This is a genomic window from Ruegeria sp. AG7 (assembly GCF_056541545.1).
The window spans coordinates 125,617-146,023 of the sequence record NZ_JBQFYP010000009.1 but is presented as its reverse complement, the minus strand read 5'-3'; the positions used below and the strand labels follow the sequence as shown (position 1 = coordinate 146,023).

The 20,407-nt window shown below is 59.4% G+C and carries 18 protein-coding genes; 13 read left to right on the top strand and 5 right to left on the bottom strand.

The window, feature by feature from the left end; translation table 11 throughout:
* From ACR0BF_RS13750 to ACR0BF_RS13700, 11 genes are all read left to right on the top strand, one after another.
* A partial coding sequence (locus tag ACR0BF_RS13750; protein ID WP_480625116.1) for a COG4223 family protein occupies positions 1-1,119 on the top strand: 1,119 nt, incomplete at its 5' end.
* A 10-nt stretch (positions 1,120-1,129) separates the two neighbouring features.
* Complete coding sequence (locus tag ACR0BF_RS13745) at positions 1,130-2,623, top strand: heme biosynthesis HemY N-terminal domain-containing protein (protein WP_480625115.1); 1,494 nt, start codon at positions 1,130-1,132, stop codon at positions 2,621-2,623.
* A gap of 85 nt (positions 2,624-2,708) precedes the next feature.
* Complete coding sequence (locus ACR0BF_RS13740; RefSeq protein ID WP_480519522.1) at positions 2,709-3,797, top strand: MHYT domain-containing protein; 1,089 nt, start codon at positions 2,709-2,711, stop codon at positions 3,795-3,797.
* Between the two features lie 139 nt (positions 3,798-3,936).
* On the top strand, positions 3,937-4,770 hold the full coding sequence (locus ACR0BF_RS13735) for an FAD binding domain-containing protein (protein WP_480625114.1): 834 nt from the start codon (positions 3,937-3,939) through the stop codon (positions 4,768-4,770).
* A 14-nt stretch (positions 4,771-4,784) separates the two neighbouring features.
* On the top strand, positions 4,785-5,279 hold the full coding sequence (locus ACR0BF_RS13730; RefSeq protein WP_480519526.1) for a (2Fe-2S)-binding protein: 495 nt from the start codon (positions 4,785-4,787) through the stop codon (positions 5,277-5,279).
* Entirely contained in the window at positions 5,276-7,693 is a 2,418-nt protein-coding gene (locus tag ACR0BF_RS13725) for an aerobic carbon-monoxide dehydrogenase large subunit (RefSeq protein WP_480625113.1), read from the top strand. Before ACR0BF_RS13730 ends, ACR0BF_RS13725 begins: the two co-directional genes overlap by 4 nt.
* A 104-nt stretch (positions 7,694-7,797) precedes the next feature.
* Positions 7,798-8,664, top strand: a complete 867-nt coding sequence (locus tag ACR0BF_RS13720; RefSeq protein ID WP_480519530.1) for an AAA family ATPase — start codon at positions 7,798-7,800, stop codon at positions 8,662-8,664.
* Entirely contained in the window at positions 8,664-9,854 is a 1,191-nt protein-coding gene (locus ACR0BF_RS13715) for a vWA domain-containing protein (protein WP_480625121.1), read from the top strand. The genes ACR0BF_RS13720 and ACR0BF_RS13715 overlap by 1 nt, the downstream gene beginning before the upstream one ends.
* A gap of 13 nt (positions 9,855-9,867) precedes the next feature.
* Complete coding sequence (locus tag ACR0BF_RS13710; protein ID WP_480625112.1) at positions 9,868-10,680, top strand: XdhC family protein; 813 nt, start codon at positions 9,868-9,870, stop codon at positions 10,678-10,680.
* 99 nt (positions 10,681-10,779) lie between these two features.
* On the top strand, positions 10,780-11,232 hold the full coding sequence (locus ACR0BF_RS13705; protein ID WP_480474467.1) for an SRPBCC family protein: 453 nt from the start codon (positions 10,780-10,782) through the stop codon (positions 11,230-11,232).
* Between the two features lie 263 nt (positions 11,233-11,495).
* The gene (locus tag ACR0BF_RS13700; RefSeq protein WP_480625111.1) at positions 11,496-11,720 is read left to right on the top strand and encodes a hypothetical protein; all 225 of its coding nucleotides are present in this window, start codon (positions 11,496-11,498) and stop codon (positions 11,718-11,720) included.
* 82 nt (positions 11,721-11,802) lie between these two features.
* Here the strand turns inward: ACR0BF_RS13700 and ACR0BF_RS13695 are convergent, their stop codons facing one another.
* Together ACR0BF_RS13695 and ACR0BF_RS13690 are read right to left on the bottom strand one after the other, a co-directional pair.
* Positions 11,803-13,455 carry a DUF6504 family protein gene (locus ACR0BF_RS13695; protein WP_480555152.1) on the bottom strand — a complete coding sequence of 551 codons (1,653 nt, stop codon included), beginning with the start codon at positions 13,453-13,455 and terminating at the stop codon, positions 11,803-11,805.
* Positions 13,456-13,521: 66 nt separating this feature from the next.
* Positions 13,522-13,812 (bottom strand): I78 family peptidase inhibitor, encoded by a 291-nt coding sequence (locus ACR0BF_RS13690; protein WP_480474470.1) that lies wholly within the window; start codon positions 13,810-13,812, stop codon positions 13,522-13,524.
* Between the two features lie 130 nt (positions 13,813-13,942).
* Here ACR0BF_RS13690 and ACR0BF_RS13685 point away from each other — a divergent pair, with 130 nt between their 5' ends.
* Positions 13,943-15,055, top strand: a complete 1,113-nt coding sequence (locus ACR0BF_RS13685) for an S-(hydroxymethyl)glutathione dehydrogenase/class III alcohol dehydrogenase (RefSeq protein WP_480625110.1) — start codon at positions 13,943-13,945, stop codon at positions 15,053-15,055.
* 95 nt (positions 15,056-15,150) lie between these two features.
* Complete coding sequence (locus ACR0BF_RS13680; RefSeq protein ID WP_480519540.1) at positions 15,151-15,876, top strand: NYN domain-containing protein; 726 nt, start codon at positions 15,151-15,153, stop codon at positions 15,874-15,876.
* A 44-nt stretch (positions 15,877-15,920) separates the two neighbouring features.
* On the opposite strand, the gene ACR0BF_RS13675 is transcribed toward ACR0BF_RS13680, so the two are convergent.
* The 3 genes from ACR0BF_RS13675 to ACR0BF_RS13665 all read right to left on the bottom strand — a co-directional run bounded on the left by ACR0BF_RS13675 (position 15,921) and on the right by ACR0BF_RS13665 (position 20,393).
* On the bottom strand, positions 15,921-16,859 hold the full coding sequence (locus ACR0BF_RS13675; protein WP_480625109.1) for a DMT family transporter: 939 nt from the start codon (positions 16,857-16,859) through the stop codon (positions 15,921-15,923).
* A 153-nt stretch (positions 16,860-17,012) separates the two neighbouring features.
* On the bottom strand, positions 17,013-17,426 hold the full coding sequence (locus ACR0BF_RS13670) for a group III truncated hemoglobin (RefSeq protein WP_480474472.1): 414 nt from the start codon (positions 17,424-17,426) through the stop codon (positions 17,013-17,015).
* Positions 17,427-17,474: 48 nt separating this feature from the next.
* Positions 17,475-20,393: an error-prone DNA polymerase gene (locus ACR0BF_RS13665; protein WP_480625108.1), complete on the bottom strand. Its 2,919-nt coding sequence runs from the start codon at positions 20,391-20,393 to the stop codon at positions 17,475-17,477.
* Positions 20,394-20,407: the final 14 nt, after the last annotated feature.

The following is a 20,407-nucleotide window of genomic DNA, read 5'->3' as shown; positions in this document are numbered from 1 at the left end:
GCCGAAGCCGAAGCCGAAGCCGAAGCCGAAGCCGAAGCCGAAGCCGAAGCCGAAGCCGAAGCCGAAGCCGAAGCCGAAGCCGAAGCCGAAGCCGAAGCCGAAGCCGAAGCCCCGGTCACTGAAAAGACCGTCGAACGCGTAGTTGAAAAACGCGGCGGTTTCGTTCCGGCCCTGTTGGGTGGGGCGCTGGCCGCCGTTGCAGGTTTCGCGCTGGGCAATGGAGGGCTGTTGCCAACCGGCCCGGACAACTCGGGAGCGCTGGCAGAGCTGGAAGCAAAGCTGACAGAACAGTCGAACCAGATCGCCAAGCTGTCACAGGCGCTTGCAAACAGCCCTGATGTGTCTGGACTAGCAGATCAAGTCAAAACGTTGTCGGACAAGCTGACACCGGTTGAGAGCGACCTCGGCACGGTAAAATCCTCGGTTGATGCGCTGTCCGGTCAGGTCGCGCCATTGACGGACCGGGTCGCTGCGCTGGAAAAAGCCCCGATCGCCTCCACTGCCTCGCCCGAGGCAACCGCCGCGTTTGAGGCGGAACTGAAGAAACTTCAGGACTCGCTGGCGGCGCAACGGGCTGAAGTCGAAAAAATGGTTTCGGACGCTCAGGCTCTCGAAGCGAAAGCCTCGGCAGATGCACAAGCTGCAATGAATGCTGCCATTCTGGCGCGTCTGCGTGGACAGCTGGACACCGGCCAGCCTTTTTCGGAACTGGTTGCTGAACTGAAGGCAGGCGGTGTGAATGTACCGGACGCCCTGTCCGGCCCGTCGGAAAAAGGCGTGGAAACTCTGACCGCGCTACGGGCGTCGTTCGAGCCTGCGGCGCGAAATGCATTGGCCGAGGCGCGCGAGGCCGACAAAGGAACGGGTTTGGTCGCCTTCCTGCAACGTCAAACGGGTGCCCGTTCCGTCACGCCTCAGCAAGGTGATGGTCCAGACGCTGTTCTGTCGCGTGCGCAGGCTGAGCTTGCGAATGGCGACCTGACCAGAGCGTTGAATGAACTGAAATCACTTCCCGAAGTGGCGCAGGCTGCGATGGCCGATTGGGAGCAGGCGGCCGGGACACGAGCCTCCGCCATTGACGCCGTGAATACGCTGGCTTCCAGCCTGAACTCGAACTGAAGGACCTGCCATGCTGTGGTCATTGTTTAAGATCCTCGTTTTTGTTGCGATTATCGGCCTGCTGGCGCTGGGCGGTCACTTCCTGATGCAAACCAGCGGTGGGGTGCAGATCACCGTCGCGGGCACGGAATTCACCCTTGGGCCGCTTCAGTCGGTGATTGCGCTGGGTGTTCTGGTATTTGCGGTCTGGCTGTTCTTCAAACTGCTTAGTCTGTTGGTTGCGACGCTCAAATTCCTCAACGGCGACGAAACCGCCCTGTCGCGGTATTTCGACCGCAGCCGGGAACAGCGCGGCTATCAGGCGCTGGCCGATGGGTTGATGGCTTTGGCCTCGGGCGAGGGGCGCATTGCCATGACCAAGGCCAGTAAAGCCGAAAAGCTGTTGAACAAGCCGGAACTGACGGATCTTCTGGTGGCCCAAGCTGCCGAGATGACGGGTGACACCAAGAAAGCTTCGGACACCTACAAGAAACTGGTGACAAACAGTGCGACCCGGTTTGTCGGTGTGCGCGGTATCATGAAACAAAAGCTGGCCGAGGGAGATGATGAAACCGCCCGCAAGCTGGCCGAAAAGGCGCTGGCCATCAAACCGCGCCACGAAGAGACACAGGACGTACTGCTGAAATTGCAGACCAAGGCGCAGGATTGGGCTGGTGCCCGGTCGACGCTGACTTCCAAGTTGAAAGCCGGGTATCTGCCGCGCGACGTATTCAAACGTCGCGATGCGGTTCTGGCGCTGTCCGAAGCCAAGGGAATCCTGGATGAAGGCGCGACTGTCGAGCAACAGGAGCGCGCGATCGAAGCCAATCGCCTGTCGCCCGACCTGGTGCCTGCCGCCGCCATGGCGGCCCGAGCGTATATCGCCAAGGGCAAGTCCCGGGCAGCGACCAAAATCCTGAAAAAAGCGTGGGAAGTTCGTCCACATCCGGATCTGGCCCATGCCTTTGCCGAGATCGCGCCGGATGAAACCCCGGAACAACGGGTCAGGCGTTTTACGGCGCTGACCCGCACCCATCCCGAAAATCTGGAAACCCGTCTAATCCTGGCCGAACTGAACATTGTGGCCGAAGACTTCCCCGAAGCCCGCCGTGCCCTGGGTGATGTCGTGGAAAAACGGGGTGACGCGCGCGCCTATACATTGATGGCCGCCATTGAACGCGGCGAGGGTGCCACCGACGCCGTTGTCCAAGGTTGGCTTGCCAAGGCACTGAACGCGCCGCGCGGCCCGCAATGGGTGTGCGACAACTGTCATGACATTCAACCCGAATGGGGACCTGTTTGTCAGAACTGCCACAGCTTCGATACGCTCAGTTGGCAAACGCCACAGACACCCGAGATTGCAACAGCGACCGGGGTTCACATGCTGCCCCTGATCGTCGGTGCACTTGAGAGCCAGACCGAAGAACCCGAAACAGTCGAGCCTGCGGAAGACGATGATGTGGTTGAAGTCTCAGTGGATGCTGTAGAGCTGGCGGACGACGCAGAGGCTCAGAAACAGGTCTGAGCCCTGCTGTTGCTAACTGTGAATTGTCGCAATCAATTCGGTTTGCTAACGTCATCCTCGCGTCGGGGAGGGCGTTCAAATCCAAATGCTGGACTACTCTCACAACACTTGGTTGGTGGTGGCTTCGCTTGCCGTGGCGCTCATGGCCGGGTTCACGGGTCTGTACCTGACGCACGGCGCGTCAAGGCTGGATAGCCAGCGGCGCAAGTTCGTGGTGGCATTGGCCGCTGTCATTCTGGGCGGCGGCATCTGGTCGATGCATTTCGTGGCGATGCTGGGGCTGCAACTGCCAATTCTGTTTTACTATGATGCCCTGATCACTCTGATGTCGGCACTGGTCGCGATCCTGATGGTCGGGCTGGCGTTGCTGCTGCTGCATTTCCGGCCTCGCTCGGTTCAGACGATGATCGGATCTGGTGTGATTGTCGGGCTGGGCATCGTCGCGATGCACTTTGTCGGGATGGCTGGTATGCAGCTTTGCCGCCCTGTCTATGACATTTTCGATGTTGCTCTGTCAGCACTGGCATCAGTAATCTTGTCGGTGGCTGCAATTTGGGTGGCTTATGGCAACCGGACACAACGGAACATCCTGCTTGGCACGGTTTGTTTCGGACTGGCGGTGTTCACAATGCATTTTGTTGCCACGGGCCTGACTGATTTCGTCGCGAGCGACAGCCTCGGCGGGGCGGGTCCAGCGCTGGATAATCAGGTTTTGGCAATGGGGGTGACGGTATCCGTTTTCCTGATCTGTGGCGCTTTCCTATTGACCGGTATCACGTTCATAGAACCAAAGCCCGTGGCTGCACCTGCCTCGGGACCTGTGTCGGAACCCGCCCCAATGCGCGCTGGTGTTCCGTATGAGCGCGAAGGCCAGACTTTTTTTGCGCATCCCGCGCGGATCGCCGCCATTCGGGCCGAGGGGCATTATACGGTTCTCTATATGGATGCAGAGAAACTGTTCTGCCCCTGGTCGATCACGGATGCGGAAACGCGACTTTTGCCCGAAGGCTTCCTGCGGGCGCATCGTAGCTATCTGGTGAACCCGAAACACGTCTCGCGCTTTGAACGTCACAAGGACAATGGCACCTGCTATTTCGATGGCGTTGACGCGCTGAGCAAGGTGCCGGTCAGCCGGTCCCGCCTGACGGATATTCGCGAAGCACTGGGATTGTAGGCGCAACTCGTGCAGTTCTTTCGCATTTCGTGAAACAAGCCGCGCGCTCCGTTTTCCTTAACTGGATCAGTTAAATCCGCCGTTCTTTCCTTACCTAAGGTCCCCCAAGGCATATCGCCCGGACCCAGGGAGGAAAAACATGATACCAGCCGGCTTTGAGTATCACCGGCCAGGCGACATTGCCTCGGCCATCGGCATTCTACAGGAATACGGGGACGAGGCGCGCGTGATCGCGGGCGGGCATAGCCTGATCCCGATGATGAAGCTTCGCATGGCCGAGATGGGTCATCTGGTCGATCTTCAGGCCATCGAAGAGCTTAAGGGGATTGAGGTCGGGCCTGACACCGTTACTTTGGGTGCGATGGTCACGCAGCACGAGCTGATCACCCATGGGGATCTGGCCGATGCCATTCCGCTGATCCGCGAGGCGGCTCTTCAGATTGCGGATCCGCAAGTGCGGTACATGGGTACTGTCGGTGGCAATGTGGCCAATGGTGACCCGGGCAATGACATGCCGGGTCTGATGCAATGCTTGAACGCCTCGTTCGAGTTGTCCGGCCCGGACGGGAAGCGGACAGTTGCCGCGCGTGATTTTTATGAGGCCGCGTATTTTACCGCCCGCGAAGATGAAGAAATCCTGACCCGGATTTCGATCCCTGTACCGGGTACGGGCGTGGGGCAGGCCTATCAAAAGCAAAAGCGCAAGATAGGGGATTATGCGACCGCCGCCGCGGCTGTGATGGTTGGCAGCGGTCAGGCCTCGGTTGCGATGACCAATCTGGCCGACACGCCCATCTGGTCGGATGAGGCCAGCACCGCGCTGGCTGCGGGCGATGTCGAAGGGTGCGTTGTCGCAATGCTAGAGGCGATCGATCCGGTCGCTGACAACCGCGGCCCCGTCGAATTCAAGAAACACGTGGCCGCCGTGGTGCTGCGCCGCGCCATCGACCGTGCGCAAAGCCGCGCAGGCTGAGGGGGAGGGAACCAATGTCTAAAATGCATGTCAAACTGACCGTAAACGGCAAGCAGGTAGAAGGTCTGACCGAGCCACGCACGCTGCTGATCCACTTCCTGCGGGAAGACCTGAAAATCACCGGCCCGCATATCGGGTGTGAAACCAGCCACTGCGGCGCCTGCACCGTTGATATCGACGGCAAGTCGGTCAAATCCTGCACCGCCTTTGTAGCGCAAGTAAACGGTGCTGAGATCACAACCGTTGAAGGGCTGACCAATGATGATGGCAGCCTTGGAGTGTTGCAGGAAATGTTCCGCGAACATCACGGGCTGCAATGTGGGTTCTGCACGCCGGGCATGATCACCCGGGCGCATCGTCTGCTGCAGGAAAACCCGAACCCGACCGAGGAGGAAATCCGTTTCGGCATGGCCGGAAACCTGTGCCGCTGCACCGGATACCAGAATATCGTTAAGGCGATCTCGGCTTCGGCTGATTTGCTCAATGCACAGAAGGAGGCCGCGGAATGAACGACCAGACTCTGACCCCCGAAGAACGCGCTGCCAACCTCAAAGGTATGGGCTGCGCCCGAAAGCGCGTCGAGGACGTACGTTTCACCCAGGGCAAGGGTAATTACGTCGATGACATCAAGCTGGACGGGATGCTGTTTGGTGATTTTGTGCGATCTCCTTACGCCCATGCCCGCGTCGTCAGCGTGAACAAAGAGGCGGCCTTGGCACTGCCCGGCGTGATCGCCGTTTTGACCGCCGAAGACCTGTCGCCTTTGGGTTTGCATTGGATGCCGACACTGGCCGGTGACAAGCAGATGGTGCTTGCCGATGGCAAGGTGCTGTTCCAAGGCCAGGAAGTTGCCTATGTCGTGGCCGAAGACCGCTATGTCGCGGCGGATGCCGTTGAACTGGTCGAGGTCGAATACGAAGAGCTTCCAGTTATCACGGACCCGTTCGAATCGTTGAAGTCGGACGTGGTGCTCCGCGAAGATCTGGAAGGTCAGACCGAAGGCGCACATGGGCCGCGTAAGCACCACAACCACATCTTTACGTGGGAACAGGGCGACAAGGACGGGACCGAAGCTGTGCTGGCCGAGGCAGACGTGGTCGCCGAAGAGATGATCTATTACCACCGCACTCATCCGTGCCCGCTTGAGACCTGCGGTTGCGTGGCGTCGATGGACAAGGTGACCGGCAAGCTGACGCTCTACGGAACGTTCCAGGCCCCCCATGCAATCCGGACAGTAGTGTCGTTGATCTCTGGGCTGGCCGAGCACAATATCCGCGTGATCAGCCCCGATATCGGTGGTGGGTTTGGCAACAAGGTGGGGGCCTACGCAGGCTATGTGTGCTCGGTGGTGGCCTCGATAGTTACCGGCAAACCGGTGAAATGGGTCGAGGACCGGATGGAAAACCTGATGTCCACTGCCTTTGCCCGTGACTACTGGATGCAGGGGAAGATTGCCGCCACCAAAGATGGAAAGATCACTGGATTGTGGTGTCATACCACGGCGGATCACGGCGGTTTCGACGCGTGTGCCGACCCGACCAAATTCCCTGCCGGGTTCATGAATATCTGCACCGGGTCTTATGACATCCCGACTGCCTATCTGGCAGTGGATGGTGTCTATACCAACAAGGCGCCGGGCGGTGTGGCCTATCGCTGTTCCTTCCGCGTGACCGAAGCTGCCTATTTCATCGAACGCATGATCGAGGTTCTGGCCATCAAGCTGAACATGGACGCGGCCGAGTTGCGTCGGATCAACTTCATCAAGGCAGATCAGTTCCCCTATCAATCCGCGCTGGGCTGGGAATATGACTCGGGCGATTATCACACGGCCTGGGACAAAGCGCTGAAGGCTGTGAACTATGAGGATCTGCGGGCGGAACAGGCACAGCGGATTGCGGATTTCAAGGAAGGAAAAACGCGCAAGCTGCTGGGCATTGGTCTGACACATTTCACGGAAATCGTCGGGGCCGGACCGGTGAAGAACTGCGATATCCTTGGGCTGGGGATGTTCGACAGCTGCGAGATTCGCATTCATCCGACCGGATCAGCGATTGCGCGGCTTGGAACGATCAGCCAAGGCCAGGGCCATGCCACAACCTTTGCCCAGATCATCGCCAGTGAAATCGGCCTGCCCGCCGATGACATCACGCTGGAAGAGGGTGACACGGATACCGCACCTTACGGGCTTGGGACTTATGGGTCCCGGTCTACTCCGGTCGCTGGCGCGGCCACAGCAATGGCGGCCCGCAAAATTCGGGCAAAAGCCCAGATGATCGCGGCCTATCTGCTGGAGGTGCACGACAACGATGTCGAATGGGACGTGGATCGCTTCGCTGTCAAAGGCGCGCCTGAGCGGTTCAAGACCATGAAGGAAATCGCATTCGCCGCCTATAATCAGGCCATTCCCGGGTTGGAGCCGGGTCTGGAGGCCGTCAGTTACTATGACCCGCCCAACATGACTTATCCGTTCGGGGCCTATATCTGTGTCATGGAGATTGACGTGGATACTGGTGAATGGGAAGTCCGGCAGTTTTATGCGCTGGATGACTGCGGCACCCGGATCAACCCGATGATCATCGAGGGTCAGGTCCATGGCGGTGTGACCGAGGCGTTGGCCATCGCGATGGGTCAGGAGATTGCCTATGATGACATGGGCAATGTGAAAACCGGTACGCTGATGGACTTCTTCCTGCCGACCGCGTGGGAGACGCCGAACTATACTACCGACCATACGGTGACCCCGTCCCCGCACCATCCGATTGGCGCAAAGGGTGTGGGGGAAAGCCCAAATGTCGGCGGTGTGCCCGCGTTCTCGAACGCAGTGCATGACGCGTTCCGACCCTTTGGACTGGTGCAGAGCCATATGCCGCACGACCACTGGCGGATTTGGAAGATTGCCAATGGTCTGGGGATGCATGGGTGAATGGGATCGGACCGGCTGTTGCCGGTCCGACCGACGGAGGGGGCTCTGCCCCCTCCGAACCTCCCCCGGGATATTTGGGGCCAGATGAAGATAGGATCCTGGTTTTGACCTTGAAAGATGTGCAGAACGGGTTGGTTGCGCAGGGCTATGTTGCCGATGATCGGTTGGCCATGGCGTTGCATCTCGCGCAACAACTTGGGCGCCCGTTGTTGCTGGAGGGGCCGGCGGGTGTGGGGAAAACCGAAGTTGCGAAAGCGGTGGCAACCTGGCGCGATACGCGATTGATACGTCTGCAGTGCTACGAAGGTCTGGATGCCAGCCATGCCATCTATGAATGGAATTATCAAAGACAGCTATTGGCGATCCGGGCGAGCGAAGCGCAGGGTGGCGTCGCGGAGGCGCAGCTGTTTTCGGATGAATATTTGCTGAAAAGGCCTTTGTTAGAGGCTATCTCGGAAACAAAACCTCCGGTTCTGTTGATTGATGAGATTGATCGGGCGGATGAGGAGTTTGAAGCCTACCTTCTGGAAATCCTGTCAGACTTTCAGATCACGATACCCGAGCTGGGAACTGTGCAGGCACAAGTTCGGCCTGTCGTCATTCTGACGGCCAACGGGACGCGGGATTTGTCGGATGCGCTGCGCAGAAGATGTTTGTACAGCTTTCTTGACTATCCTTCGAGAGAGACCGAATTGGCGATCCTGCGGGCACGACTGCCTGAAATTGAGGGGATTCTGGCGCGTCAGATCATTGGGGTTGTGCAGGCGCTGCGTCAGGAAGACCTTGAGAAGAAACCGGGCGTCGCCGAGATGCTGGATTGGGCAGCGGCCCTGTCCGGGTTGGGTGTCAATGATCTGGCCAAATCCCGCGAAGACGTGCAGGCGACGCTGGTGTGTTTGCTGAAGACTGCCGCAGACTACAGTGCGGCACCGCCCGAGGTGATGGATCGCTTGATCGGAAAGGTCGCGTGATGCAGGTTACGCGCTTTCCCGCCCGGGCTTTGGGCCTTGCCGACCGCATGTCGAGTTTCATAGCGCATCTGCGCATGAATGGCATGCAATTGGGCGCGTTGGATGCGGGGGACGCGCTTGCCGCCCTATCCGAAGTGGATGCAACGGATGCCAATCAAGCCCGGCAAGCCATGTGCGCGGTCTTGACCGGAGACGCGGACGATTGGCGCAGGTTTGATGAACTGTTCGACGCCTATTGGTTCAACGCTGGTGCGCAGCGTTCGGGAAAAGCAAAAAACAAGTATGTGCGGGTGCAGTCCGCCAAGCCAATGATCTGGCAGAGCAGCACTCAGGCTGAGGAAGAACCACGATCCGGGTCGGCGCAAGTGACCACTACGCCTGACTGCGGCGAAGGGGAAGCCGAAGGGGTGGACGGCAAGTTGATCGCCACGCGAACGGCCAACCTGTCACGACGGGACTTGCGAGAGTTAATGGACGAAGAGGCCCTAAAGCAGGCTGAAACAGCCGCGCTGACCTTGGCGCGGGCTTTTCGGGACAGGCGATCGCGCCGCCGGAAACGGGCGTTACGCGGGGCTGTTCTGGACATGCGCCGAATACAGCGCGCCAGTCTGGCGCGAGGCGGTGAGCCGCTGGACCTGTATCGCCGAGCGCGGCCGCCGCGCCCGATGCAGATTGTGGCATTGTGCGACGTGAGCGGCTCGATGACCGTGTACTCACGTGTGTTTCTGGCTTTCCTGAAAGGGTTGATCGGCAGCGGGATCAAAGCAGATGCGTATTTGTTTCACACGCGATTGATGCGGGTGACAGATGCGTTACGCGACCATGATACTCTCCGGGCCGCGGGTCGATTGTCGCTGATGGCCGAAGGCTTCGGCGGCGGCACCGATATTTCCGGCAGTCTTGAGCGATTTCTGTCGGGATACGGCGCGCGGACACTGAACGGGCGTACTGTCGTTCTGATCCTGTCGGACGGATATTGCAGTTCTGATCCGCAGGCTCTGGGGGATGTGCTTGCACGTATCAGGCGCAAGGCACGCCGTATCGTCTGGCTGAACCCCTTGAAGGGCTGGAAGGACTATCAACCAATTGCGGCAGCGATGCAGGCGGCTGAACCCTATCTGGATGCGCATTTACCGGCCAATACGCTGGATGCATTGGCGGCGCTTGAGCCGCAGTTCCAAAAGCTGTGAAAGGAGTCTGACCTTGGCGAATTTCGACATTTTTGACACCATCGATCAGCTGCGCGGAACCGGAGAGGCCTTTTGTGTGGCGACGGTTTTGCGCACGGCGGATGCGACCTCGGCCAAAGCTGGGGGGAAGGCGGCGGTTACCCAGGCGGGTGAAATTCTGGGCCATCTTGGTGGGGCTTGTGTGCAACGCGCGGTCCGGGCAGCGGCGCAACAGGCTTGGGCGTCCGGAATGCCGCAGATAATCCGTGTCAAACCTTCGGAAAAGGTGGTGAACATGACGGATCCCGATGGTGTACAAACATTCAGAAGTGGGTGCCCGTCCGGCGGTACCGTTGATCTATTGGTCGAGCCCTATCAACACGCGCCCCGGCTGGTGATTTTCGGCGCGGGGTTGATTGCCAAAGCTCTGGCGGCGCATGGATCTTTGGCGGGGTTTCGTACGGTTGTCGAGGATGGGCTTGATATTGCTGGAAACCATGTGCGGTTCGCCTTGGAACAGGTCGATGTGTTGGGCGTGGAGCCGCGGGACTATGTCGTGGTGGCTGCGCAGGGGCGCAGCGATGCGTCCGCCTTGAAGGCTGCATTGGAAACCGATGCGGCACGCGTGTCGATGGTGGCCAGTCGCCGCAAGGCAGCTGCCCTGACTGCAAAGCTTATCGCCCAGGGATTGGACCCTTTGAAGGTTGAGCGCCTGAAATCTCCGGCGGGCTTGGACATATATGCCATAGACCCGCATGAGATCGCCCTGTCGATTTTGGCCGAGATCGTGATGTGGCGGAACGGTGAAAAGGCAGCAAAGGTGTCGCATGATGAAAAGCTTGCTTGAACGCCTTTACCGCATGTGGCCTGCGTGGCTGGAACAAAGGATAGCCAAGGTTGCAACGTGCGTATTCCGAAGATGTTGTTGAACAAAGGAAAGACCTGAATGGAACTGACTGATGAAATCCGTATCGCAGCGCCACGGGACGTCGTTTACCGCGCGCTTAACGATCCCGACATATTGATGGAATGCATACCGGGATGTGAGGAACTGACGCAGAAATCACCAACCGAGCTTGAGGCGAAAGTTGTTCTGAAAATAGGCCCGGTCAAAGCGCGCTTTGCAGGTGAGGTCACATTGGACACGGCCAATGCACCAAATGGGTTTTCCTTGATGGGTGAAGGCAAGGGCGGGGCGGCTGGATTTGCCAAGGGCGGCGCAGACGTATCGTTGACCGAAGAAGGGGACGAAACCGTGCTGAAATACACGGCGAAGGTTGATGTTGGTGGCAAGATTGCTCAGCTCGGCAGTCGGTTGATTGCAGGAACCGCCAAGAAGTTGTCGGCAAAGTTTTTTACGCGGTTCGGAGAGATCGTGTCAGAGCAGTCGGCTGCATGATCCGGGGCGTTCCATAGCCGAGAGGTTATCAAAGCAGGGACCACTGTCGACAAGGCGGTGAAACCCGCCGCCAACCGAAGGAGTGGCAATCGGCGGTGTCTGCAAATACTCAGTCAAGACAACACTCTTCAGCGAGAGCTGCGAACACGCCTGTCAACGGAGGGTTGAAAATCGGGTTCTGCCCATAAAAAATTGGCTTTTCCCGAAATAACCGGTAGATTTTCTGTAAAAGGTGGAAAACACCGGAGGCAGTAAGAGAGCAGATGTCACAGGCAAATACTCGTGTTTTGCGGACCACGATACCTGCCGGTCTTGTAGGCAAACGGGACGGTCTTTTTTTCTTGTGGGGCGAGATTGAGCGCGCCCGTTTGAAAATTGAAGACGGAGGCCGTCAGGACGCTGCAACGCCGGACGGTTCAAGTGTAAACATGGCAGGCGCAACCAGAAGGTTGGTGCAGATACCGGTGGACGAGTTCATTTTCTTCTGATGGCAAGGTCTGGACGGGATTGGCTGTTTACAAACGGCAATGCCGCTCGCCGGATCTGTAGATTTACTGAGGGAAATAGACCCTAACCAAACTGCCCGTGACAGAACCAGCCTGCAGACATGGTTCCGCCATGGCCGTAAAACAGCCACAACCGCTCGCCCTGCTGTGTCACCACAACCCAGTAGTCCCGCACGCCGCTGCGCCAGTTCGGGTCATCCAGCCACCATTCCGGTGCGATCCGTTCCGGGCCGGTGGCCTGCGCCAGCTGCCAGTTACGTCCGCGCCAGCGAAAGGCGCTGGGCACGTCGGGGGTTTCCGGGGCCATTACCGGCTCAGGCTGCCACATCAGCAGGGGGCGCGGGCGTGGCGGCACAGGCCAGTCGCGGGCAGGTTCCGACCATGCCGCCGCCAGCGTTTGCGCCGTTTTCTCAGGGATGTGCGAGGCCGCCGGATGGCGCCGGGTGATCGCCTCAAGCCCCACCCGCGCGCCCAGCTTGCCGATCAGGTCATCCACGGCGGTATTGCCCGCCAGCCGGTTGCGGGCCACACGGCGGGCTTCGGCATGGCCGGCCACGGTACGGGCGTGGATGGGTTCCGTCTGCACCGCCTCAAGCCGCAGCATGTCGATGCCGTAGCCTGCGTCGATCTTGTCGATTTTCATCTCTAACAAAGGGCGAATGCGGTGTTTATCGTAAGTTGGGCGGGCCAGACCGACCTCGATAACCTCAGCCGCCTGATCGGCACGGTGCGCCTCCAGCCGCAGGGTGCGGGCACCGCGCCCCTTTTCTTCCAGCTTGGTGCAAAGCGTTGGCAGAACCCGATCAACCGCAGCCATGACATCCTCAACCAGACCAATCGGGTTGGGCAGGGTCATCCGCACCGCGAAGTGATGCGGCGGGCGGGCGGGCGAGACAGGCTCGGGCGCGCTGCCCATGGCCTGATCCAACCGCAGAACCAGCCCGCGCCCAAACCTCCGCGCAAGGCTGGCGCGGGGTTGGCCCAGCAGATCGCCGATGCGGCGCAGGCCCAGACGGTTCAGCTGCACGACAACCTGATCTTCCAACCGCAGCGCGGCGATGGGCAGGGGGCTGAGTGCGCCATAAGATTGCCCCGCCGGTGCGACCCGCGCGCCTCCACCCAGGGCCCTCACTTGCGGCGCAGTGCCGCCTTTGGTCCAGTGCCGCCGTTTGCCCGCCCGGGCGCGGGTGGCACGGGCCTCCTGACTGATGGCGTCGCCATTGCGGTCGGATGTGGCCGCTTGCCCCGCATAGCGCGCCAAAGCCCAGGCTGCGCCCAGCGTGTCGGCGATGCCCATCTGTACGCTGAGGCCCATATCCGCACAGTCGGTTTCAAGAACGTTCAGCAACGCCTCCTCTCCGCCAAAGAGATGGGCGCAACCTGACAGATCGACGATCAGCCCGTCCGGGGCCTCTTCGGCCACCCATGGGCTGAACTTTCCCGCCCAGCGACGCAATGCGGCCAGGAACGCGGCTTCGGCTGGGGCGTTACGGTGGCGCGTGATCAGGTTGGCACACATGGCATGAGCATCCCGCACCGGCTGGCCTACGCGCAGCCCGGCAGCCTGCGCATCGGCATTCACTGAGGTAATAACCTGCATGTTCGACTGCTCGGCCACGATGGCCAAAGGTCCGGTATGCAGCCCCCGCGCAGCGCGGATCAGCCGTTCAGCCCCCAGGCGAGGGAACCATAGCGAAAGTATTCGGCGTTTGGGCATTTGCAGGCACCACAATGTTCTTACTTTGTTCTTAGGTGAGAATCGATGCCTGAGTCGAGTCCGCCCTTATCCGCAGGTCAGCCGCTGGATGATCCCGTCACCATTCACGTATACGTTTAGCCGGTCGATGCGGTAATCCTGCGTGGCGATGTCATCCGGCCCCAGCACGCGCGACCGCGCGGGCAGGTTTGCCTGAATGGTTGAAACAGGCTGGCCAACGGTATCCGAAAAATCTTCGCCCTGACAAAAGGCCAGATCGACCGGGGCAGGTTCCGGCGGCAGCAAAGCGTCTTCGGGCGCGGGCGGGGTCTCAGCGCAGGCCGCCAGAAAGATCAGGATCGGGAAAAATCGATGCATTGGCGTTCCTCATTCTGGCAATGTCGTTTCTGCAATATCAATTAATTAGCCAACCTGCCATGAAAGCACGGTTGAAAACACCCTGTAATTGACGCAGGGTCGGGGCAAAAGTGACAGGGAGATAAGTAGCATGCGTACCCGTGCCGCCGTCGCCATTCAGGCAGGCAAACCTTTGGAAGTGATGGATGTAAACCTCGAAGGCCCCAAGGCGGGCGAGGTTCTGGTCGAGATCAAGGCCACCGGCATCTGTCATACCGACGAATTCACCCTGTCGGGTGCCGACCCCGAAGGCTTGTTTCCGGCCATTCTGGGCCATGAAGGCGCAGGCGTGGTGGTCGAGGTCGGCCCAGGAGTGACCAGCCTGAAGCCGGGCGATCATGTGATCCCGCTTTACACCCCCGAATGTCGCGAGTGTGAATACTGTCTGCACCCCAAGACCAACCTGTGTCAGGCGATCCGGGAAACCCAGGGCAAGGGTCTGATGCCCGATGGCACCTCTCGTTTCTCGACCTTGGATGGCGATCCGATCCTGCATTACATGGGCTGCTCGACCTTCTCGAACCACACGGTTCTGCCTGAAATCGCGCTGGCCAAGGTGCGCGAGGATGCGCCGTTCGACAAGATCTGCTATATCGGCTGTGGTGTCACAACCGGTATCGGCGCGGTCATCAACACGGCCAAGGTGGAAATCGGCAGCCGTGCAATCGTGTTTGGTCTGGGCGGTATCGGCCTGAACGTCATTCAGGGCCTGCGTCTGGCCGGAGCAGACCAGATCGTCGGCGTCGACCTGAATCCCTCCAAGGTGGAAATGGCCACCAGGTTCGGTATGACCGACTTCGTGAACCCGTCAGAGGTTGAAGGCGATCTGGTGCCGTATCTCGTCAACCTGACCAAGGGCGGTGCGGATTATACGTTTGACGCCACAGGCAATGTCGGCGTGATGCGTGCAGCACTTGAATCGGCGCATAAGGGCTGGGGTGAGTCGATCATCATTGGCGTGGCGCCCGCGGGGGCCGAAATCTCGACCCGTCCGTTCCAGCTGGTCACCGGCCGGTCGTGGCGCGGCACTGCCTTTGGCGGCGCACGTGGGCGCACGGACGTGCCCAAGATCGTCGACTGGTACATGGAAGGCAAGATCGAGATCGACCCGATGATCACCCACACCATGGGTCTGGGCGACATCAACCACGGCTTCGACCTGATGCATAAGGGCGAAAGCATTCGCTCGGTGGTTATCTATTGATAAAATTGAAATAATTGCGCAAGGCGGTCTTTTGCCCGCCTTTTTTCGTTCCTACATTCCTCATTACGAATTAAATTTTGTGTTGAGGAATTGATTTGACTAAAGGGGATACGGACCGGCTAGCGGTTTTGATTGATGCTGAAAATGTGCCTGCAAAGCATGCCGCTGGGATCTTTGAAGAAATCGCCACTTTAGGTGAGGCGGGGTTAAGACGGATTTACGGAGATTTTTCCGGTGGGTCGCCCCAAGGATGGGACTGCAAATCTTTGGCGCAATACGCCATTGTTCCACACCAGCAATTCGCTAACACATCCAAAAGGAACTCCAGCGACATAGCTCTTGTTATTGACGCGATGGATATCCTTCACAGCAATCGGTTCAGTGGATTTGTTCTGGTGTCTTCAGATAGTGATTTTACGCGCCTTGCCAGCCGCATCCGTGAGCAGGGGCTAGACGTTTTTGGTATCGGGGAACGTAAAGCGCCCAAAGCATTTGTCGCTGCCTGCAACAGGTTTATTTATATAGAAAACATCGAGAAACAAGCGGAGGATGCCCTACAGGCAAAGAAGACCGAAAGCTCAAAGCAAAGGAAAGAATTGAATCATGCTTACCAGCTCATTCGCAACGTTGTTCAAAACGCCGATGAGCCGGATGGATGGGTTAAGCTGGCGCAAGTGGGAAGCCAGCTTAGCAAAATATACACTGACTTCGATCCCCGTTCCTACGGCTACGCGAAGCTGAGCGATTTGGTGCGTGCAACGGGAAAATTCGAAGAAGAAGGAATAAACGGTGGCTTCAGGATCAGGCTCAAAGCCAGCTGACTGCGTTTTTTGTGTTTATGATGATTTCCACTATTAATCATGACCTACTTTCCAGGTCGTGTTGCCCCTGTGTCTGCCCGGGGTGAACGAACCCGCAGAACCGGGGTATTGGCCGAGGTGGTGTTGGCCCGGCTTTCTCGCCACACAACATAGACGCCGGACGCGATGATGATGCTGGCCCCGACGGCGACCCAGATGTCAGGGCGCTCGTCGAAGAAGATCATGCCAAACAGCGTTGCCCAGATGATCTGGCTGTACTGGCTGGGGGCGACGACACCGGCGGGCGCGGCGCGGTAGGCCAGAATGATCAGGTGTTGGGCGATCACCGAAAACACGCCGACCAATGCCATCATCGCCAGATGCAACAGGGAAGGCGGCTGATATACAGCCGGTTGGGCAAGGCTCATCACAACGATAGCCAGCAGCATAGGATAAAGGATCAGCACGGCCGAGCGTTCCTCATTCCCGATCTTGCGCACAAGGACCGAGGCGAAGGCGCTGCAAAAGGCGGCCATCAGGGCGGCCATATGGCCTAGTGTGATATCCGTTGTACCGGGGCGCAGAACGATCAGGACGCCAATCAGGCCGACGCCAACCGCAGCCCAGCGCTGGGCGCGGACGACTTCCCCCAAAATCGGGATCGACAGCACCGTGACGATCAGTGGGAATGAAAACAGCAGGGAATAGACCTCGGCCAGTGGCAGAACCGAAAACGCGTAAAATGCGCAGGACATGGCCGTAACCATCAGGCCCGAGCGCAGCAATACCAGCCATGGGTGATGCGGCAGAAAGTTCCCCGTCGTTCGGTCGGTCAGGATCGTGACCGCCATTGGAACGAAAGAAAACAGCGTGGCAAAAAAGATGATCTGCATCACTGAATAGGTGCCGCCCAGCACCTTGATCAGCGCATCGTGGCTGGCAAAGACGGCAAATCCCAGAAATGCATAGCCAAGCCCCCGAAGGGTGTTGTTTTGAGCGCTCATCGATCCGGCCTCGGCCTATGTTGGTGTGGTGACGATACATCGTGGCAGCGCAGGCAGGGTTCCTGGCTGTCTTTATTGCTGCTTAACCCTATTCTGAGGGCACGAATAGCCCTTATTTTACCGCTAACATGTCAAAACCACCATGATCTGGGATCATCGCAGGATCGGCGGCGCATCTTTGGGCTGTCGTGCGGATTGAACACCTGCCTTCATACCGACACCGATGCGGCGGGCCAAGGCGACCCATGGGGTGGCCGTTTCCGCGGGCAGGGTCCGGGTGGCGACCTCTTCGAACAGATCCAGCCAATGGGCAAAGAATTCCGGTTTCACATCGGGCCGTTCGATATGGACCCGTTGCGGATTACCGTCATAACAGCGCTCATACAGGATGGCATTGCGCCAGAAGGCGGCGATCTTGTCCTCATGCGCGGGCCAGTCGGTGACGTGGTTTGCGAATACGGGCCCAAGAACCGCGTCTTGCCGGACACGGGCATAAAAGGCGCGAACTTGCGCGTTGATCTGCTCGGGCGTCGCGGGAAAGCGCGGGGGAAGGATGGGTCTGGTCATGACAGCCTGAATTTCGACTCTGTTTTCGGCAGATAGGGTGTTCCGGCGTTACGGAACAGAGGTGGTTTTGTCGCGCCCATCCGGCGTCAGCAGATGCCGCAGCAGGGCCACCGGGTGCGCCCGCAGGCTGAGGCGGGTGGCGACGTAATCTTCGACCACCTGCTCGCCCAGCGTCATCTGTGGCAGGTAAGCCTTGGGTTCATCCAGCGCCTCGCCCTCCAAGTCCTGCGAGAACAGTGGCAGAGGTTTGGCGGTGGCAATTGCCTTGGCCTGCCAGAGCGCCTCGCGCCGGGTCAGGTCGCAGGCGGCGAAGGCATCAGCCTCGGCCAGCCGTTCGATCACCGACGGCCCAAGGCCTGCGCGGCGCCAGACATCGTCGACCTGGGTGTAGCCGTTGCCGCGTGCGGCGGTCAGCCAGCTGGCGTCTTCCTCGCTCAGGCCCTTGATCTGGCGAAAGCCCAGCCGCAGCGCCAGACCGCCATGGCCATCAGGCTCCATCACATTGTCCCAAAAGCTGGCATTGATGCAGACCGGGCGCACCTGCACCCCATGTTCGCGCGCATCCCGCACAATCTGGGCCGGCGCGTAGAACCCCATCGGCTGCGAGTTCAGCAGGGCGCAGGCGAAGATGCCCGGATGGTGGCATTTGATCCAGGCAGAGGCATAGACCAGCAGCGCAAAACTGGCCGCGTGGCTTTCCGGGAAACCGTACGAGCCGAAGCCTTCGATCTGGGAAAAGCAACGTTCCGCGAAATCCTGTTCATACCCGTTGCGTTTCATCCCGCGCAAAAAGAGCGCGCGGAATTCGCTGACATTGCCATGTTTCTTGAAGGTTGCCAGCGACCGCCGCAGCCGATCGGCCTGTTCCGGGGTGAAGCCCGCGCCGACAATGGCGATCTGCATCGCCTGTTCCTGAAACAACGGCACACCCAGCGTTTTGCCCAATACCTCGCCCAGCGCGTCCGAGGGGAAGCAGACCTCCTCCTCGCCATTACGGCGGCGGATATAGGGGTGGACCATGTCGCCCTGAATGGGGCCGGGGCGGATGATGGCAACCTCGATCACCAGATCATAGAAATTACGCGGCCGCATTCGCGGTAGGAAGTTCATCTGTGCACGTGATTCCACCTGAAACACGCCGATGCTGTCCGCCTTGCAGAGCATGTCATAGACCACCGGATCCTCGGGCGGCAGGGTGGCAAGGGTGTAGCTGGTCTGGTGATGCTGGCCGATCAGGTCAAACGCCTTGCGGATGCAGGTGAGCATCCCGAGGCTGAGGACATCGACCTTAAGGATGCCAAGGCTGTCGATGTCATCTTTGTCCCAGCAGATGACAGTGCGGCCCTCCATCGTGGCGTTTTCGATGGGGACAAGCTCATCCAGCCGACCCTCGGTGATGATGAACCCGCCGACATGCTGCGAGAGGTGACGAGGAAAGCCGTCGATCTCATAAACCAGCATTAAAGTCTGTTTCAGGCGCCGATCTTCGGGGTCGAGGCCAATTTCGCGCATCCGTTGTGCCTCAAGCCCCGAGGCCGAGAAAAACCCCCAAAGCTGTGAGGAAAGTGCCGAGATCGTGTCTTCGGTCAGGCCCATGGCGCGGCCAACCTCGCGGATTGCGCGTTTGCCGCGATAATGCACGACAGTGGCGCAAAGGCCTGCGCGCTCGCGGCCATAGCGGTCATAGATGTGCTGGATCACCTCTTCGCGGCGTTCATGTTCGAAATCGACGTCTATGTCTGGCGGTTCATCGCGCGCCTCGGAGACGAAGCGTTCAAACACCATGGTGCCCATCTCGGGGCTGACCTCGGTGATGCCGAGGCAAAAGCAGACGACCGAGTTGGCCGCTGACCCGCGCCCCTGGCACAGGATGCTGCGCGAACGGGCGAAATGGACGATATCGCGGACGGTCAGGAAGTAGGGTTCGTATTTCAGCTTGCCGATCAGCGTCAGCTCATGCGCCAGCATTTTTTTCGCCTTTTCGGACGCCCCGGCGGGATAGCGCCATTTCAGCCCCTCATGCGCCAGACGGTGCAGGCGCTGGGTCGGGGTTTCCTGTTCGCTGCCCTCGCTGGGGTATTCATAACGCAGCTCATCCAGCGAGAACTTCAACTCTTCGCTGAGCGTATAGGCGCGGGTCACGGCCCCCTCATGACCCTTGCATATGCGTAGCATCTCGGCCTCGGAGCGCAGGCGCTGTTCACCATTGGCCAAAGCGTCCCGGCCCAATGCATCCACTTTGCGACGCAGGCGGATGGCGGTCAGCACATCGCCCAGTTTGCGGCGGGTGCCGTGGTGCATCAGCGGTGTCGCGCTGGCGAGCGTGAGGATGCCAAGCTGTTTTGCCTCAATCTCTAATAAAGAGAAATACGAACCATCGGCGCCATCATACCGAGGGTGCATCAACAGATGCATCCGCCCGGCAAAGCGGCGCGTCAGCTGCTGCGCCTGTGTCCGCCACGCGCCCGCGCCGCCTGGAGAGCCCGCTGTCTGTGGCCACAGCAGCAGGTGGAGGCCATCGGAAAATTCGAGCAGGTCAGACAGGTACAGGATGCAATCGCCTTTCTCGGCGCGCAGGCGACCCCTGGACAGGATGCGGCACAGGTTGGCCCAGCCCTGTCGGTTCAGGGGTAAGGCGGTGACAGTGGGCGCATCGGTGAAGATCAGCCGCGCCGCCGGGATCAGGCGGGGAACCGCGTGGATGGGGTAGGAGGGCGGCTTGGGGATGTGATCGGGGCAGGGTGGACCGATGGATGTGTTCTGCGCCTCCCACGCCAGCCGTTCGCGGACCTTGCGGGTGATCTCGCGTGCTTGAGTATGGGCGCGGACGATCCCGGCGACCGAGTTGTCATCGGCAATCGCAATGGCAGGCAGACCCAGGGTGACGGCACGCTCCATATACTCCTCGGGGTGCGAGGCCCCGGTGAGGAAGGTAAAATTCGACGTGATCGACAGCTCGGCATACATGGCGATTCCATATT